The organism is Streptomyces sp. NPDC048442 (assembly GCF_040651475.1).
Taxonomy (GTDB): Bacteria; Actinomycetota; Actinomycetes; order Streptomycetales; family Streptomycetaceae; genus Streptomyces.
On the sequence record NZ_JBEZKB010000018.1, the window covers coordinates 54115 to 68490 of the forward strand.

The 14376-nt window shown below is 68.5% G+C and carries 23 protein-coding genes and 2 tRNA genes; 17 read left to right on the forward strand and 8 right to left on the reverse strand.

All coding sequences use genetic code 11. The features are described 5' to 3' along the window. Positions 1–202 precede the first annotated feature (202 nt). A tRNA-Ser gene (locus AB0D18_RS25135) sits at positions 203–296 on the forward strand. Between the two features lie 192 nt (positions 297–488). Continuing rightward, positions 489–561, forward strand: a tRNA-Arg gene (locus AB0D18_RS25140). 119 nt (positions 562–680) lie between these two features. Here the strand turns inward: AB0D18_RS25140 and AB0D18_RS25145 are convergent. Continuing rightward, positions 681–1850, reverse strand: a complete 1170-nt coding sequence (locus AB0D18_RS25145) for a site-specific integrase (protein WP_362422673.1) — start codon at positions 1848–1850, stop codon at positions 681–683. Positions 1851–1883: 33 nt separating this feature from the next. Then, entirely contained in the window at positions 1884–2540 is a 657-nt protein-coding gene (locus AB0D18_RS25150; protein ID WP_362422676.1) for a helix-turn-helix transcriptional regulator, read from the reverse strand. A gap of 126 nt (positions 2541–2666) precedes the next feature. On the opposite strand from AB0D18_RS25150, the gene AB0D18_RS25155 reads away from it, so the two are divergent. The 15 genes from AB0D18_RS25155 to AB0D18_RS25225 all read left to right on the forward strand — a co-directional run bounded on the left by AB0D18_RS25155 (position 2667) and on the right by AB0D18_RS25225 (position 11232). Further along, positions 2667–2891 carry a DNA-binding protein gene (locus AB0D18_RS25155; RefSeq protein WP_362422679.1) on the forward strand — a complete coding sequence of 75 codons (225 nt, stop codon included), beginning with the start codon at positions 2667–2669 and terminating at the stop codon, positions 2889–2891. Positions 2892–3026: 135 nt separating this feature from the next. Next, positions 3027–3905: a hypothetical protein gene (locus AB0D18_RS25160; RefSeq protein WP_362422682.1), complete on the forward strand. Its 879-nt coding sequence runs from the start codon at positions 3027–3029 to the stop codon at positions 3903–3905. Further along, positions 3902–4183, forward strand: a complete 282-nt coding sequence (locus AB0D18_RS25165; protein WP_362422685.1) for a hypothetical protein — start codon at positions 3902–3904, stop codon at positions 4181–4183. Before AB0D18_RS25160 ends, AB0D18_RS25165 begins: the two co-directional genes overlap by 4 nt. Further along, complete coding sequence (locus AB0D18_RS25170) at positions 4180–5946, forward strand: AAA family ATPase (protein ID WP_362422687.1); 1767 nt, start codon at positions 4180–4182, stop codon at positions 5944–5946. Before AB0D18_RS25165 ends, AB0D18_RS25170 begins: the two co-directional genes overlap by 4 nt. Positions 5947–6067: 121 nt before the next feature. Further along, the gene (locus tag AB0D18_RS25175) at positions 6068–6301 is read left to right on the forward strand and encodes a hypothetical protein (protein ID WP_362422690.1); all 234 of its coding nucleotides are present in this window, start codon (positions 6068–6070) and stop codon (positions 6299–6301) included. Positions 6302–6367: 66 nt separating this feature from the next. Continuing rightward, positions 6368–6742, forward strand: a complete 375-nt coding sequence (locus AB0D18_RS25180; RefSeq protein WP_362422693.1) for a hypothetical protein — start codon at positions 6368–6370, stop codon at positions 6740–6742. Beyond that, on the forward strand, positions 6729–7175 hold the full coding sequence (locus tag AB0D18_RS25185) for a helix-turn-helix domain-containing protein (protein WP_362422696.1): 447 nt from the start codon (positions 6729–6731) through the stop codon (positions 7173–7175). The genes AB0D18_RS25180 and AB0D18_RS25185 overlap by 14 nt, the downstream gene beginning before the upstream one ends. Next, the gene (locus tag AB0D18_RS25190; RefSeq protein WP_362422699.1) at positions 7144–7380 is read left to right on the forward strand and encodes a hypothetical protein; all 237 of its coding nucleotides are present in this window, start codon (positions 7144–7146) and stop codon (positions 7378–7380) included. The genes AB0D18_RS25185 and AB0D18_RS25190 overlap by 32 nt, the downstream gene beginning before the upstream one ends. Next, complete coding sequence (locus tag AB0D18_RS25195) at positions 7377–8135, forward strand: hypothetical protein (protein ID WP_362422702.1); 759 nt, start codon at positions 7377–7379, stop codon at positions 8133–8135. Before AB0D18_RS25190 ends, AB0D18_RS25195 begins: the two co-directional genes overlap by 4 nt. Beyond that, positions 8132–8371 carry a hypothetical protein gene (locus AB0D18_RS25200; protein ID WP_362422705.1) on the forward strand — a complete coding sequence of 80 codons (240 nt, stop codon included), beginning with the start codon at positions 8132–8134 and terminating at the stop codon, positions 8369–8371. Before AB0D18_RS25195 ends, AB0D18_RS25200 begins: the two co-directional genes overlap by 4 nt. Next, the gene (locus AB0D18_RS25205; protein WP_362422708.1) at positions 8368–8988 is read left to right on the forward strand and encodes a hypothetical protein; all 621 of its coding nucleotides are present in this window, start codon (positions 8368–8370) and stop codon (positions 8986–8988) included. The genes AB0D18_RS25200 and AB0D18_RS25205 overlap by 4 nt, the downstream gene beginning before the upstream one ends. Positions 8989–9129: 141 nt before the next feature. Then, positions 9130–9336 (forward strand): hypothetical protein, encoded by a 207-nt coding sequence (locus tag AB0D18_RS25210; RefSeq protein WP_362422710.1) that lies wholly within the window; start codon positions 9130–9132, stop codon positions 9334–9336. 1 nt (position 9337) lies between these two features. Then, positions 9338–9871 (forward strand): DUF6879 family protein, encoded by a 534-nt coding sequence (locus AB0D18_RS25215; RefSeq protein ID WP_362422713.1) that lies wholly within the window; start codon positions 9338–9340, stop codon positions 9869–9871. Next, entirely contained in the window at positions 9868–10710 is an 843-nt protein-coding gene (locus AB0D18_RS25220) for a helix-turn-helix transcriptional regulator (protein WP_362422716.1), read from the forward strand. Before AB0D18_RS25215 ends, AB0D18_RS25220 begins: the two co-directional genes overlap by 4 nt. Positions 10711–10797: 87 nt before the next feature. Then, the gene (locus tag AB0D18_RS25225; protein ID WP_362422719.1) at positions 10798–11232 is read left to right on the forward strand and encodes a hypothetical protein; all 435 of its coding nucleotides are present in this window, start codon (positions 10798–10800) and stop codon (positions 11230–11232) included. Between the two features lie 489 nt (positions 11233–11721). Here AB0D18_RS25225 and AB0D18_RS25230 read toward each other — a convergent pair whose 3' ends face one another. From AB0D18_RS25230 to AB0D18_RS25255, 6 genes are read right to left on the reverse strand one after another with little or no spacing between them, the layout of a single operon-like run. Next, positions 11722–12096, reverse strand: coding sequence for a hypothetical protein (locus AB0D18_RS25230; RefSeq protein ID WP_362422722.1), 375 nt, complete (start codon positions 12094–12096; stop codon positions 11722–11724). A 5-nt stretch (positions 12097–12101) separates the two neighbouring features. Further along, positions 12102–12617 (reverse strand): hypothetical protein, encoded by a 516-nt coding sequence (locus AB0D18_RS25235; protein ID WP_362422724.1) that lies wholly within the window; start codon positions 12615–12617, stop codon positions 12102–12104. Continuing rightward, entirely contained in the window at positions 12614–12784 is a 171-nt protein-coding gene (locus tag AB0D18_RS25240) for a hypothetical protein (RefSeq protein ID WP_362422727.1), read from the reverse strand. Before AB0D18_RS25240 ends, AB0D18_RS25235 begins: the two co-directional genes overlap by 4 nt. Further along, entirely contained in the window at positions 12781–13548 is a 768-nt protein-coding gene (locus AB0D18_RS25245) for a hypothetical protein (protein WP_362422730.1), read from the reverse strand. The genes AB0D18_RS25240 and AB0D18_RS25245 overlap by 4 nt, the downstream gene beginning before the upstream one ends. Next, complete coding sequence (locus tag AB0D18_RS25250) at positions 13545–13901, reverse strand: hypothetical protein (RefSeq protein WP_362422733.1); 357 nt, start codon at positions 13899–13901, stop codon at positions 13545–13547. Before AB0D18_RS25250 ends, AB0D18_RS25245 begins: the two co-directional genes overlap by 4 nt. Beyond that, entirely contained in the window at positions 13898–14176 is a 279-nt protein-coding gene (locus AB0D18_RS25255; RefSeq protein ID WP_362422735.1) for a hypothetical protein, read from the reverse strand. Before AB0D18_RS25255 ends, AB0D18_RS25250 begins: the two co-directional genes overlap by 4 nt. Between the last annotated feature and the right edge of the window lie 200 nt (positions 14177–14376).

The window sequence follows — 14376 nt, forward strand, 5'->3', positions numbered from 1 at the left end:
ACGGAGCGGATCTTCGGCGGGCGCGGAGTGGATCTCTGCCCGCCCCGGAGTGGATCTTCGGTTCGGGTGCGGAAGTGCTTTGCCCTGGCGCCCGGTCGCCTAGTACCGTGGGGTGCGATTGGTGACACCGCGCAATGCTGTGCCATCATCTGCAACGCACCTACTCGCGATCGCGCAGGCGATGGCGTACGTGGGTCGTGCTGGAGGCGTCGCCTAGTCCGGTCTATGGCGCCGCACTGCTAATGCGGTTTGGGTCTTAAAGCCCATCGAGGGTTCAAATCCCTCCGCCTCCGCCAGCACATCGAAGCCCCGGTCCACCAGGACCGGGGCTTCGGCCGTTTCCGGGGTCGCTCCCAGGGGTGGTTCTTGGGGTGTTTACGCAGGTGGGGCCGGGTGCACGCAATGGATTTCGCATGACGGCGCAGGTCATGTAATGTTCTTCTTGCAACGCCGACGGGGCGGAAAACGGCCCGGAAGCACAGCGACAAGCACTCGTAGCTTAACGGATAGAGCATCTGACTACGGATCAGAAGGTTGCAGGTTCGAATCCTGCCGAGTGCACAGAGAAAGACTGGTTAAAGACCAGGTCAGAGGCCCTGAGACGCTAAGGCGGATCGGGGCCTTTGTCGTGCTCGCGGAGCGGATGTCTCACAACATCTCACATTCGTTGTTTGATCTTGCTAGCCGAGCAGCTTGTTCAGCTTGTCGGAACCAGCCTTCAGGGACTGCGGATCAGGGTGCACGTAGATCCTCTTCGTGAAGCCGAGGTCCGAGTGACCGGCCCACGCCGACACCACTGTGTCGGGCACGCCGTTGTTGGCCATCCACGACAAGCACGCGTGGCGCGCGTCGTACAGGCGCACCTTCCGGACCCCGGCCGCCTCCATGAGTTTGTACGCCCGGCGCCGCAGCCAGTCAGTCTTGACCGCGCCGCCCAGCTCGTCGACGACCACGCGACCGGAAGCGTCGTACCCGTCCCCGGCCGCCAACTTCTCCTTCGCCTGCGTCCGGTGGAACGTCTTCAGCGCGACGAGGACGACCGCGGGCAACGGCAGCTTCCGTTCCCCTGATTCGCTCTTCGCCTCCTTCTCGACGACATCCCCCTCCACGAGGGTGCGGGTGGTCTCGACCGAGACCGTTCCCGCGTCCAAGTCGACGTCCCGCCAGCGCAGTCCGCAGACTTCCGCCGGCCGCAGGCCGATCAGGGACAGGAGCATCACGCCGTTGAGCCGGTCCCCGGCGACGTGCCCGAGGAACACCTTCACCTCGTCCTCGTTCCACGGGACGCGGGCCTTCGCCTTCGCCTTCGCTGCGACGCGGGCGGCCCGCGGGATGGTGACGTGTTCCGCCACGTTCCGGGCTACCAGGCCCCGCCGGATCGCGAGGTTGAGCGCGGCCCGCAGGCGCCCGAGGGTGAGGCTCACCGTGCGTACGCCGACCCCGGTACCGGGTGTTCCTCCGATGCGGCGCGCGCTGGTCAGCATCCAGTCGATGAGCGACTCCACGTCGTCCTCGGTGAGTTGCTGCAACCGCTTCTCTCCGAGGTGCGTGCGGACGTACCGCATCGCGTCCTCGTAGCTGCGTTTGGTGGCCCGCTCGACGTCGCGCGTCGCAGCCTTCAGCCACATGTCGACGAGGTCGGTGACCGTGGCGTTTGATCGCGCCACGTAGGTCCCCGTGGACTTCTGGTGCTGGATGCGGCCGTACTCCGCGACCGCGTCCTTCTTGGAGTCCTTCGTGACGGTGAGCTGCTTGCGCTTGCCCGTTGCCGGGTCCGTGCCGACGTCGACGACGAACCTGTAACGGACCTTTCCGCCCTTGAGTGCGATCTTCTTGATGGGATCGGCCATACCTCCCCCTGTCCTTCAGTAGCTCCCGGCGCCCTACTGGCCCGGGGACATCTCCAGGTGCGCAAGTTCCCTGGGCAGCCGCGGCGGCTTCAGCCCGTGCATGCGCATAACGTCCCGTAGTTGCTTCAAAGAGTCCTCAGCCTGGCCTTGCAGCCGAGCGCGTTCGGCGCGCTCGTCCGCCTCGGAGAGACCCTTCCGACGCGCGACTGAGACGGCGTCGCTCCACTCGCTGAGCCATTCGGCGTGCTGCCGCCAGAGCAGCACGGGCGCGGCACCCTCCCGCCACCCCTCCTCGGGGACCTCGTAGTACTCGGGGAGCCCGGTGGCCGCGTCGACTTCGCCGCCCGGTACGAGTTCGGAAGGGAAGCGATCTTCTCCGACGAACCACTTCAGCGCCGCCTCGGTCGGTACGCGCTGTCCTTTCAGGACTTCAACCTCTTCGTCCTGCCCCAGCGGGTACAGCAGGAGAACCGGCGGGACACCGAGCGCACGGCCGAAGGCCACTAGGTCGTCGACGTCGATGCGACGTTCTCCGCGCTCGACCTTGCTGACGACGGTTGGCAGCATCGGCCGGCCTGCTTCGCGGAGCCGATCCGACACGTCCTTCTGCTTCAGCTGCCGCGCCTTGCGGATCAGCTCGATGTTCTTAGCCACCTGCGCAGCAGCCGGACCAGACTCCGTAATCGCCATGTTGTGGATTCTGCACCACAGACTAGCGCGTAGCAAGTGGACTGCGGTACGTTCTCCAAGACAGCGATTCGGTTACACGGAATCGTGATTGTGCGGCATGTGTCGCGCTCAGAAACGGAGAGTGCTGTGAACCACCTGATGAGAGCCGCGGCGGTCGCGCCCACCCTCACCGAGGTGCGCAGTTGGCCGGCCACGGTTGACGTCAGCCGCGCCGCGCTCGCGCTCGGGATCTCCCGAAGCCAGATGTACGCGCTCATCCAGCGCGGGGAGGCGCCCGTACGGACCTTGGCGTTCGGCGCCCGGAAGCGCGTGGTGACCGCGTCCCTTGTCCGGCTTCTCGAAGCTGCGTGAAAGCGGCCCCCACCGGACCGCAGGTGTTACAGCACCCGCGCGGTAGGGGCCCAACGTCCCCCAACAACGACGAGACCCCCGGGTCGCCTGGCAGCGATCTGTCCCGAGGGCCTTGTCTCCACGAAGGAGAACGTCATGGCCAACTCTACGGCCACCACCACCAAGACCACCACCGCGCTCGCCGTTCCTGAGCGGCTCCTCAGCGAGCAGCTGGCCGACGCCGACCACGGCCACACTCCCCTCGGCTACTTCCGTCGCCGCACCACCTCCGTTGCCGACGCGACCGCGGCCGTTGAGTACGAGGCCGTCCGCGAGTCGGTTGCCGCACAGTTCCCGGTGGTCGCCGCGTTCCTCGCCGACCACGAGACACCCCGCGAGCACCGCGCGCCCGCCGGCCGCAAGGTCGCGCACATCGAAGAGACGACCCTCGACGAGGGCGTACCGATGATGTACCGCGAGTTCGACGACAGGGTCCGCATGGCCTACGACCCGAACCAGATCAACCGCGACGAAGCCCGTGACCAACTCCACCTTCGCGTCCAGTGCGACGAGGCCCGGAAGCCCGTGGAGGCCCCCGTCGGGAACCTAAACGCGATCCTGGCTGCTCTCCCGACGCTCGTGCCGCAGGCGATGCAGGCGACGATCTCCGCGTACACGCCGGAGCTGGCCGCGAAAGTCGCGCAGGCCGTTGCTGACGAACTCCGAAAGACGCAGCAGGCAAGCCCCGCCCTCCCGGAGCCGGACGAGGACGACTACCCGCTGGACCCCGCCGCCGAGTCGTACACGGTCACCTGCACCGGATCGTCTCGGGCGCTGATCTCGGCTGAGATCTTCACGAGCGACGACGCCGAGCACCCGGGCAGCGTTCTCAGCGTCTACCCGGAGCAGGGGTGCGGTGACGATCTCGACGTTGCCGGGGCTGACCAACTGATCGCGGATCTCGAACGGTTCATCCCCCGCCTGCGCGCTCTCCGGAACCACCTCGCGGCCCTCAACGCCGAGGCCGCCCGGTGACGACTGTGCACCGCCCCGGAGCCCCCGGCGCCACCACGGCGCCGGGGGCCTCCGGGCGTCGCCCCGGCCAGTGGCCAGCCATCCCCACCCCCGAGGATCTCCGGGCGCAACTCGTCCGCGAGCGCGCCCGCCGTGAACTCACCCTCGGATCGATCAGAGCCAGCCTGGCCGAGCAGCCGAGCGCCAACGCCGTACGCGCCGCCGCCCGCCGCTGGATCACCGATGTTCTCGCCACCGCCGAGGACGTCGCGAAAAGCAAGATGGAGCGCAACACGTGACAGCCCTCGACCGCGTCACCGACGCACTCCAGCACCACGGGTGCAATGTGCGCGGACGCTCATCCCAGTGCCCCGCTCACGAGGACAGGGCCCCGTCCCTGTCCCTCGGGGAGCGCCAGGACAAGAACGGCGTCCTTCTCAACTGTCATGCAGGGTGCGACCCGCTGGACGTCGTCACCGCCCTGGGGCTCACCATGTCCGACCTCTTCGACGAGGAGCCGACCGGGAAGGCAAACGGCATCGGCACCGTCGTGAAGTCCTACCCGTACGCCGACGCCAACGGGGAGATCGTCTACTACGTCGACCGGTACGTCCCCAAGACATTCCGGCCCCGCATGGCCGACGGAAGCAAGGGCTTCCCGAGGGAACGCCGCATCCTCTACCAACTGCCCGCGGTCCTTGCAGAGGCACAGAGCGCGGGGACGGTGGTGCTGTGCGAGGGGGAGAAGGACGTCGACAACCTCGCAAAGATCGGCGTCGTCGCCACCACTATGCCCGGTGGTACGGGCATGGGCTGGAACGATTCCTACAGTGCCTCGCTGCAAGGCGTGGGTGAAGTCGTCATTATCGCGGACCGAGACGACGCGGGCGTCAAGCATGCCCGCCGAGTGTCCGCCTCACTCCTCGGCTGCAACATCCCCCACCGGATCGTTCAGGCCGCCGCGGGGAAGGACATCACCGACCATCTTGCGGCCGGCCACGGCTACGACGACCTCGTCCCGCTCGCCGAGCTCACGGAAGCCCCGGAGCCGCTCCAGGAAGCAGAGGAGCCCCCCGAGGAGACGAAGGAGTCCGAGAACCCCACACAGGTACGCCTCGCTCAACTCCGGGCCGCGCTGGTCGACTCCGACGGGCTCGACAGCATCCCCGAACCTGTACCGCTCATCGACGGAATCCTCTACCGCGACAGCCTCGCTTGGATCTACGGGAAGCCCGCGTCCGCGAAATCGTTCGTCGCTCTCGACTGGGCCGGATGCATCGGCAGCGGTCTCCCCTGGCAGTACCGATCGGTAGCGCTCGGGCCGGTGCTCTACCTCGTCGCGGAAGGAGTCTCGGGCATGCGCAGGCGCGTGCGGGGTTGGGAAGAGGCGTTCGGCGTCCCGATGAAGAACGTCACCTTCCTGCCTATCGCCGTGCAGCTGCTCCAAGGCACCGACCGCCACGCATTCCTCGCCCTGGTCGCCGAGATGCAACCCGCGCTCATCATCATCGACACACAGGCCCGCGTCACGGTGGGCGCAGACGAGAACAGCAACGGCGAGATGAGCAAGGTCGTTTCGGCTGCGGATGACATCCGGCAGGCGTCCGGAGCCTGCGTGCTCCTCGTCCACCACTCAGGGAAGAACGGGCTCGACATGCGTGGGGCCAGCGCCTTTGAAGGCGCAGCCACAACCATCGTCAAGGTCACCCGAGACGGCGAGTACGTAGAGGTGCACAGCGACAAGCAGAAGGACGCCGAGGACTTCGAGACGGTGTTCCTCCGCATGTCCCCGGTCGGTCAGTCCATCGTCCTGATCGGCCGCTCCTCGGCGCCCACGGCCGGCGACACCAACCGCACTGAATCCAAGATCCTCGACGTCATGCGGGAATCGTTTGGGAAAACCAGCGCGACCGCCAAGACCTTGATCGAAGTAACTGAGCTTCCCAAGACGTCCGTGTATCGAGCGCTGACATCCCTGGTCAACCGTGGTGCCCTCCGGAACATCGGCACTCAAGGGCGTCCGAACTACGCCCTGCCGTTCGCCTCTGGCGAGTCTGCGTAACCGCCAAATTCCCGCCGTTCCCAACTAGTCCCATCAGCCCCCGGGAAGTCCCGTCCCGTCCCACCCCCCTATGGGGTGGGACATGGGACAACGCGTGGGACGGGAGAAGTGGAATCACCCCATGAACCAGCAGCCCACCCACACCGATCTCGTCGCCGGACCGGCCGCACTGCTCGCCGCAATGGTCAGTCACTACAGATGTAGTCACTGCAACGGCGAAGTCGTCGACCTCATCACCAACGACGACACCGGCCTCATGCACGCACACATCGAGCACGACGACACCTGCCCCGTCCTCAACGGCCACGTCAGCTCCCTCCCGGACACGTTCCGCGCCGCCACCAACACCCGCTGACGCACGGCGCTGCGACCGGTTCCAGCCCCTACGCGCACACACCCCCGCACATGTACGGAGAACCACATGCCGAACACCACCACCCCGTCCGCCGTCCCGACCCCGAAGGGTGGCCGGCCCTACCCCGGACGTCCCGAGCTGGACGCGGCGAACATGCGCTTCCGCCGTGCGCTTGCTCGCCTCCACAAGGAGGCGGTACGCCACGACCCCGCCCTCATGCCGCAACTCGCCGCGGTCATCGGGGAGGCCACGGAACACCTCCTGCGCCTGGCCCGCGACGCCGAGGCCGCAGAGAGCACGAGCGAGCGCCACCGCAAAGGCCTGGCCGCCGAGGAGGAGAAGCTGCGCCGCGTGCTGCGCAAGGGAGCACGGCAGGGGAACCCGCGCATGGTGGCGTTGCTGGCCAGGGTCGACGAGCGGGCCACCGGTGACGACGCTTGACGAGGTGCGGGACGACGGTACGGTCCTCGTCCCCGCCCGCCTCGTCTCCACCGTGTTCGCGGCCACCGCGTTGTATCTCGCGGACCAGACGAGGGCGAACGGGGGCGCGTTGACCCCCGAGGCCCGCACCTTCCTGCGAGCCCTGCACGGCGCCGCACAGAGCCCCGCACCGGCCGCTCCCGAACCTGGTAGCGCATCCGACACCCCAACTCCCGGTGCTGCCAACGTGGATCACGGGTCACGGATCGTCGGCGTAGCCGAGGCCGCGGGACTCCTCGGGTGCCACCCGAGCTACGTCCGCCGCCTCTGCCACGCCGGCCGCATCCCTGCCACCCGCATCACGGGCGGATGGGTCATCGAGCGCACCGCCCTCGATCACTACCGCCACGGAGGTACCCCCGATGGGATCGCAGGACCAACACCGACGCCCTGATCTGCACGCCGCGATCGGCGCCCGCCTCACCGAGCAGCAGCAGACCGCCGACGAGGCCGCCCGGCCCGACCGAGAGGCGTACGAGGAGCGACTCGACGCGGACGCCGCACTGTTCGGCACCGCCGGATGGCTCGCCCTGCCTGAGGCCCGCCGCCACCAGGTCGGCGCGCACATGGCCCGCACCGCCCGCAAGCAGGCAGCGTGACGCCGGCCGCGGCCCGCGCCGCCCTCGACACCGCACGCACGGAAGCGCAGCAGGCCCGCGCCCTCGTCGACGCCCTGGCCGAGCAGGTCCGCTCGGGCGACGAGACGGTGACCGCCGAGCAGATCAGCACGCAACGAGAACTCGCCGACATGGCCGACCTGCGGGTGACGGCCGCGGAACGGAAGCTCACAGCGGCCGTCGACGCCGACCTTGACGCCCGTGCGACCGCGACCGGAGACAACATCCGCGCCCTGGTCGCGGAGGACTCCACACAGCCGCTCATCACCGCCGTGAAGGCAGTCATGACCGCGGTGCAGACCCTCGTCCAGGCCGCCGCCGCCCGTGAGGCGACGATCCGTGAGGCGGCGCACGAGGGCGCGAGCCTGAACCGCGAACTGGGCTGGAGCCCCGACGATCCGTGGCCGTCCCGGCAGTACGGGTTCATGGCACAGAGCACGGAGCCGGTGAACGTGCTCGCCGTCGACCAGGGCCGCGCCGTAGCGACGCCCGCCGGGGAACTCCTCGGTATCGCGCTGGCCGCCGCTCTGGTGGGCCAGGACGGCGCCCGTACGACGGCCGCGGATTTGATGACGTCGATGCCGGGGGCCGTACCGAACCGTGCAGTGGGTGTTCCCGGCCTCGTGGACGCGCTGCGACTGTCCCCCGAGGAGTGGCAGGCCCTCGATGCCCGCGCCCGGAGCGACGCGCACGGCCAGGGCCGCCAGCCGATCACGGAAGGGAGCGCAGCCGCATGACGCAGCACCTCAGCCGGTCGGATCGTCTCGCCCTGCGCGCCCGACAGGTGAAGCAGGCCGCGGCAGCTCTCGACGACCCCGAGGCCAACGAGGACGCGCTCAGGGAAGCCGCACAGCTCCGTGTGCAGGCGCGTGAGGCAGCAGAAGACGAACGCCGCGACGAGCGGGCACAGAGCGAGGCAGCCGTGGAAGCAATCGTCCAGCGACGCCGCGCAGAACGAAGGGAACGACCGTGACCACGACACAAGAGACGTCTGCCGGCCAGGTGCTCGCCAGGCTGGAAGAGCGGGTCCGCTCCGGAGACGAGGCCGTGACCGCCGAGGAGATCGACAAGGCGCACGGACTGCACCGCTTCGCTCAGCTCCGGAAGGAGGCTGCGGACCGCAAGGCCGAGCAGGCCCGCGCGGATGCCGCCGCCCGGACGCGCGCCGAGGCCATCGCGGGTGCTGAGCAGCTGCTCGACGAGCACCACCTCGACGCCATTGCAGTGAAGTACGTCGCAGCACGCGAGGCACTGGCCGCGCTGGTGGCCGCGTGCGAGGCACGCACGGGCGCCGTGGACACCGCGGCGCGGATGCTGTCCACGGCCGCCGTACGGGAAGCCTCGGGTCGTCCTGACGTCACGGCCCAATGCGACGGCTCCACGAAAGGAACCCGTGTGGAGATCGGCAGCGAGCGACATGTGGCACTGGAACCCGGGCCGGTCCTGCACTGCCTCGTACGTCGCATCGCGGACGCGCACCCGCGCGGTCTGCCGCTGGATTACACGTACTCGCTCGCCCGGCAACTCTCCGTCGGCCCGCGGACGTCACCGCTGGACTCCGCGATCGGCCGGCTCGACGCGACCACGTAGGGCTGCACCACGGGCGCCCGGTTCCTCATGGTGAGGGACCGGGCGCCCTCGTACGTACGGACCCTGTTGTGATTCTCGATCCACCCGCTACCTTCGCGGCAAGTCGCCGCCAGAGCGGCCCACCACCGAGAGGGGAACGCCATGGCCCGCAGGCTACGGATGCTCGGCACCAACTCCAAGGTCGGAGAATGCCCGACCCTTTACGAGGACCTGGACACCGGGGAAGTTCTCGTACAGGGCAAGATCGCAGACCCCGAGGACATCGCACAGATGGTCAACCCACTGTCCGGGGAGACCCTCGTCGTTGTCGACCGCGCCCTTCTCATCAACTTCTCGCCGAAGGAGTGACGTGCCGGACACCATCCCCGCCCGCCAGATCCTCGACTTCTTCCAGGACGGATTCGCTCATACCGCCTGGCGACTGGAGACCCGCCGCGGTTACCCCTCGGATCAGCGCACCGGCGAGTACCAGCGCTTCCTACAGGGCGTACAGCCACCGCTCGACATCGAGGGCCCGTGGTTCGTCAACGCCGTCCAGCAGACGCAGACGGGCAAGCGCATCGAGCGGGTGCGCCTGGTCGACGAGCCACCCACCGACAACCAGCGGTACCTACTGGCTACCACCCCCGACAACCTGGCCGCCGGAGAGGACATCCGGTTCATGACCCGTCAAGCCGCGCGGGAACTCCAGTTGCCGAACTTCGACTTCTGGCTCTTCGACTCCCGTGTGCTGGCCGTCTTCAACTGGGATGACGCCGAGCGCCGGATGGAGCTCACCGAAGATCCGAGCGAGGTGCTGCGGGCCTGCCAGGCGCGGGACGCAGCTTGGCATCACGCCGTGCGTTACGAGGAGTTCGCCCGGCGGGTAGCTTCCCCCATGTGAGTACCGATTTCCAGCAGGCCCGGAATGCCCTCGGGGTGCGGCTACGTGAGTTGCGCACCGAGGGCGGTCTCACCGTCCGCGATCTGGCCGCCGCGTGCGGGTGGGCGCCGTCGAAGATTTCCAAGCTGGAGAACGGCAAGCAGACCGCGAAGCCATTGGATCTCGACGCGTGGGCGCACGGTGTCGGACGCCCTGAGCTGGCCGCGGAGCTGAGAGGCAGGCTTGCGGGTCTGGAGTCGACGTACCGTTCGTGGCGGCGCCAACTGGCCGGCGGCCACCGGGCAGTGCAAGACGCGCTTGGTGCCCAGCACGAGAGGACCCACGTGTTCCGTGGCTTCAGCGCATCCGTAATCCCCGGTGTCTTTCAGACGTCGGAGTACGCCCGCTCTGTCCTCGGCAGGTACGCCGAGCTGCACGGTGTCGTCCGCGATGTCGAAGCGGGGGTGTTGTCCCGCGTGCGCCGTCAAGAGGGGCTGTACGCGCAGGACAAGCGGTATCACGTGCTCATCGCGGAGGCTGCCCTGCACGCACGCGTGTGCTCCCCCGGCATCCTTGCCGACCAGCTGGACCGGCTGATGTCAGTCAACGGACTCTCCACTGTGCGCCTCGGAATCATCCCGTTGGCCGCAGACCTGCGTGTCGCGTCTGGAGACGACTTCTGGATACACGATGACCGTTTGGTCATCGCCGAATCCTGGCACGCGGAAATGTGGCTCGACTCCGCGGAGGATCTCACTCTGTACCGGAAAGTCTGGGATGCGCTGGCCGCTGCTGCTGTCGACGGCCGCGCCGCGCATCGCATCATCGCCCGTACGCGTGCGGGCATCGGGGGCACCTGAAGAACATCGGGAAACGCTGGGTGGCGTGTGAGAAACACTGAGAAACACGCCGAATTCTGAGAAACGCCAGTGTCTACGGTCCTGGTCATGGCCACCGACACGAGCAGAACACGGCCGTCAGAGACCTGCGTGCCGCCCGCCGGGACCCTCTCCTTACGGCAGCTGCGGGGCGCTGACTGCGTCTTCTGCGGTATCACCCTCACCGCCCGGACCGCCGTCAGCCTCGGGGTGCGCGACCGCCCGGAAGCAACAGGGCACTGGTTCCCGCGGGCCTGCCGCAGCCACACCGAAGCCGAGGCCGAGGCGGTGCCGGCCACCCGGCCCATCCCGCCCGTCATCAAGCTGAACCATGACCAGCGTCAGGGGTGGGCGTGCGTGTGGTGCCGCGTCCTCCTCGACGAGCAGACGACCGGCGCCCACCACGTCGGGTACTCCCGCGGCAAACAGGGCGCGCACACCCTCGACTGCGAAGCGTGGTCGTGCACCACGTGCGAGAGGGGATCACACCATGAAGATCTGTAGCCGATGCCAACAGCCGCTCCGCGAGGGCGACGAGTACCAGGAGTACCCCGTCGACAGCGGTTCCGCCGCCGCGATCACCGTGTACTGGCACACAACCTGTCCGCCCCCGAGCACGCGGCGGCGGACCTAAGACCGGGCGTGGCGGCTACCCGGTGATGGCCGCCGCGTCCTCGTCGGGTGCCTGCCTGACGGCGAGCAGGACAGGGCAGGCACCCGGCACCTACTTAGCCGGCCGCGCGCAGGGCTCCCCAGGTGATGCCGCGGCCACGCTGAGGCCCGCACGGGGTCAGGCACGAGCGCGTGCGTGGCCCGCTCCCGTGCGGGCGGCAAGAGGCCCCCGCCGTCCGCGTGATGTACGCGGTCGGCGGGGGCTGCTGTGTGTCCGCTAACAGAAGTGATCGAACGGGTAGTGCCCGCCGCAGGATGCGCAGTAGTACAGCGGCTGCTGTTCGTACCGGAGCGCGCCGAGGATGGTCAACAGGCTGCGGATCATCGTCCGTTCACCCCGTCACGTACTACGTGCAGGGTGCACCGGACCCCTTCCGGGCTCCACTCGACATGCGAGAGACGTTCGTCCCCATCTGCGTAAACGTCCTCGGAAGGGGATTCCGGGAGTGGTGGGGGAGTGGCGGACGAATCGGACAGGCGCCATACGGTGACCGCCCATGCGACCGGTACCGCGAACACGAGGTGTGGCGCCCGCTCCAGCAGCAGGCCGGCGAACAGAACGCCCGCCGCGGTGCCTCCGGTACGGGCCAGGAAGCTCTTGCCCGAGTCGGCCGGAGCAAGCCAGTCACCCGCCCCGTGAAGCAGCAGACCGGTACCGAGGACGAGCCGCTCGTACGCGCCGACGACCGGCGCCATGCCCTTCATCGCAGACCCGGAATGAGGTCACCGATGGTGGAGACGACCGGGGACAGTACCCATCCGGCCATGCCCGCGATGCCGGACGACAGACCGAGGCTGACCCCGGAGAGGATCGCCCGGAGAAGTGACCAGTTGAAGCCGCGCCGCTTCACCCACACCCCGATGAACAACACCGTGGAGATGACGACGACCGCGTGACCACCGGGGGTAAGGACGAGGTTCGAGCCGCGGGTGACGTTCTGGGTCGTGCCGCCGACGCCGTACTTCAGGACGGCGTCACCGATTTCGGACGTGCCCCAGAGGCTCCAGTCAGCTACGACACCGAGGGCACCGCCGGCCGAGAGGATGAGCAGCATCCCGTAGAACCATGTGAGGAGGAACGGGACCAGGCGGACGAGGTGCTTGAACTTGACCGCCTGCTTACGGCCCGGCCACCACTGCACCAACTCCCAGCCAAGCAGGGACAGGCCGACGGTGACCCCGCCGAGGGAGACAACGGCGTACGTAGGGATGTTCATGCGGAGCCCCGGAAGAGGATGGCGACGGCGAGCGCCGCGAGGGTGAAGACGAACGCGCACGTCCCCGCGATGGGGGGAACGTCGCGCGGCACGACGAGCAGCAGGCCGACGAGGGCGAGCAGCGCGCAGACCAGGAAGCAGAGAGCCAGCAGGGCGCCCGCGATCACGCGGGAACCCCGGCCGCGCGCTTCACGCGCCGCCCGTAGCTGTCGCTCTTCCCGAGGCGGGTGCCGATCTCGGTTCCGGTCAGTTCCGGCTCGACCGCGAGCCACGTCCGCACTGTGATGACGTGCTCGGCAGACACCCCCGCGGGCAGCTCGGGAACGGCGTCGGGCGCGGGTCCAGTTCCGCCGGAACTGATCTCTGGTTCCGCCGGTTCCGGCCGCGGTTCCGGTACGGCATCCTGCGGTTCTTGTGGCTGGTCAATGCCGGTTCCGGCACTGGTTCCGCCCGACGCTGCGAGGAGTTCCCCAACAGGCGTGAACGGGCCGAGGACAGGCACCCACGGGGCCTCGTCGACGGGCTCCGGTTCCGGATCTTGTTCCGCCGGTTCCGGCCGGACGTAGATCGGTTCCGGCAGCACCTCGGGGACGTCCTGCACGGGCGCCTGGTGGCCGTCGCCGAGGCGGTGCACCCGCCACAACACGAGCGGCGCGATGGCCGACACAGCGACCACCAGCGGCCAGCTCACCGGCAGCAGTCCGGCCGTCACCAGATGTGCAGCGGCGTTCACCGCGATGAGCGCCACGACGACCACCAGGACGTCACGACCGGCCCGCAGCGCACGCACCGCGTAGATATCGAGCGCCGCCGGCACTCCGGCAGCAACGTACGTACCGAACCCGCACGCGCGGGCAAGGTCGTACTCCGCGGATGCGAGAACGACGAGGACGGCGACGAGGGCACCCCACTCCAGCGGGTCGCGCTTCACTGGCCCTCCCCGAGGGCGGCCAGCTTCCGGGCGAGCACGCGAAGTTCAGCCGCGTGCCCGACGAGCGCGTCCGCGAGCAGCTCGGTCTCTTCCGGGGTGAGCGTGCGGGCGTATCCCGTCTGCTCGACGTACAGGCCCGGTGTGCGGGGGCCGTGGGTGGCGTACGGGTCCTGCGTGAGCGACGCGACGAGAAGGGTCTCGTCGTCGTAGGCGAGCGCGTGTTCCGGGCCGGTGTGGGAGAGGTCGGCCCGGTAGCCGCTGGCCTCGTGGTTTCCGAGGCACCATTCCGGCTCGGGGAGGGTGACGGGCCCGTGGTCGCTCGTCTGCACCGTGACGGTGCGCCTGGCGGTCACTGGCCGGCCTCGGTCTGCGGGGCGCCGTACGTGCGGTATCCGACGGGCGGGACGGTGGCGAGCTGCTCGCGCAGGTAGACGGTCGTCCACGCGACGTCGGGCGCCGGGTCGTCGAGGACAGCGCGGAGTGCGATCACCGTGTGCATGGCACGGTCGGCGAGCACGCGGGCGTGCTGCTCGCTGTCGCCGACGGTGGCCGGGTGCGGGATGTCGAGTGCTTCCAGGACGGCCGCGAGGAAGTCGCGCACGCCGTCGGGCTGGATAGGGTTCTGCATTGGGTCTGACTCCTTGATCACGAAGGTGTCTGGCCAAGGCGCCGTCCGGTGGTTGCACACCGGGCGGCGCCGCCCGTCTCACGCTCGTCTCACAGACTGGGTGCGCGGGACGGGTCAGGGAGCCTCTGACCTGGTCTGGAGTCGTTCTCTGGAGAACTCATGGAACCCACGGACACCCTTCAGATCACTACGGATCAGAA

Coding starts and splice junctions, on each gene's coding strand:
- AB0D18_RS25145 (WP_362422673.1), bottom strand. CDS start 1,850: ATGGCCGATCCCATCAAGAAGATCGCACTCAAGGGCGGAAAGGTCCGT.
- AB0D18_RS25150 (WP_362422676.1), bottom strand. CDS start 2,540: ATGGCGATTACGGAGTCTGGTCCGGCTGCTGCGCAGGTGGCTAAGAAC.
- AB0D18_RS25160 (WP_362422682.1), top strand. CDS start 3,027: ATGGCCAACTCTACGGCCACCACCACCAAGACCACCACCGCGCTCGCC.
- AB0D18_RS25175 (WP_362422690.1), top strand. CDS start 6,068: ATGAACCAGCAGCCCACCCACACCGATCTCGTCGCCGGACCGGCCGCA.
- AB0D18_RS25180 (WP_362422693.1), top strand. CDS start 6,368: ATGCCGAACACCACCACCCCGTCCGCCGTCCCGACCCCGAAGGGTGGC.
- AB0D18_RS25190 (WP_362422699.1), top strand. CDS start 7,144: ATGGGATCGCAGGACCAACACCGACGCCCTGATCTGCACGCCGCGATC.
- AB0D18_RS25200 (WP_362422705.1), top strand. CDS start 8,132: ATGACGCAGCACCTCAGCCGGTCGGATCGTCTCGCCCTGCGCGCCCGA.
- AB0D18_RS25210 (WP_362422710.1), top strand. CDS start 9,130: ATGGCCCGCAGGCTACGGATGCTCGGCACCAACTCCAAGGTCGGAGAA.
- AB0D18_RS25225 (WP_362422719.1), top strand. CDS start 10,798: ATGGCCACCGACACGAGCAGAACACGGCCGTCAGAGACCTGCGTGCCG.
- AB0D18_RS25230 (WP_362422722.1), bottom strand. CDS start 12,096: ATGGCGCCGGTCGTCGGCGCGTACGAGCGGCTCGTCCTCGGTACCGGT.
- AB0D18_RS25235 (WP_362422724.1), bottom strand. CDS start 12,617: ATGAACATCCCTACGTACGCCGTTGTCTCCCTCGGCGGGGTCACCGTC.
- AB0D18_RS25255 (WP_362422735.1), bottom strand. CDS start 14,176: ATGCAGAACCCTATCCAGCCCGACGGCGTGCGCGACTTCCTCGCGGCC.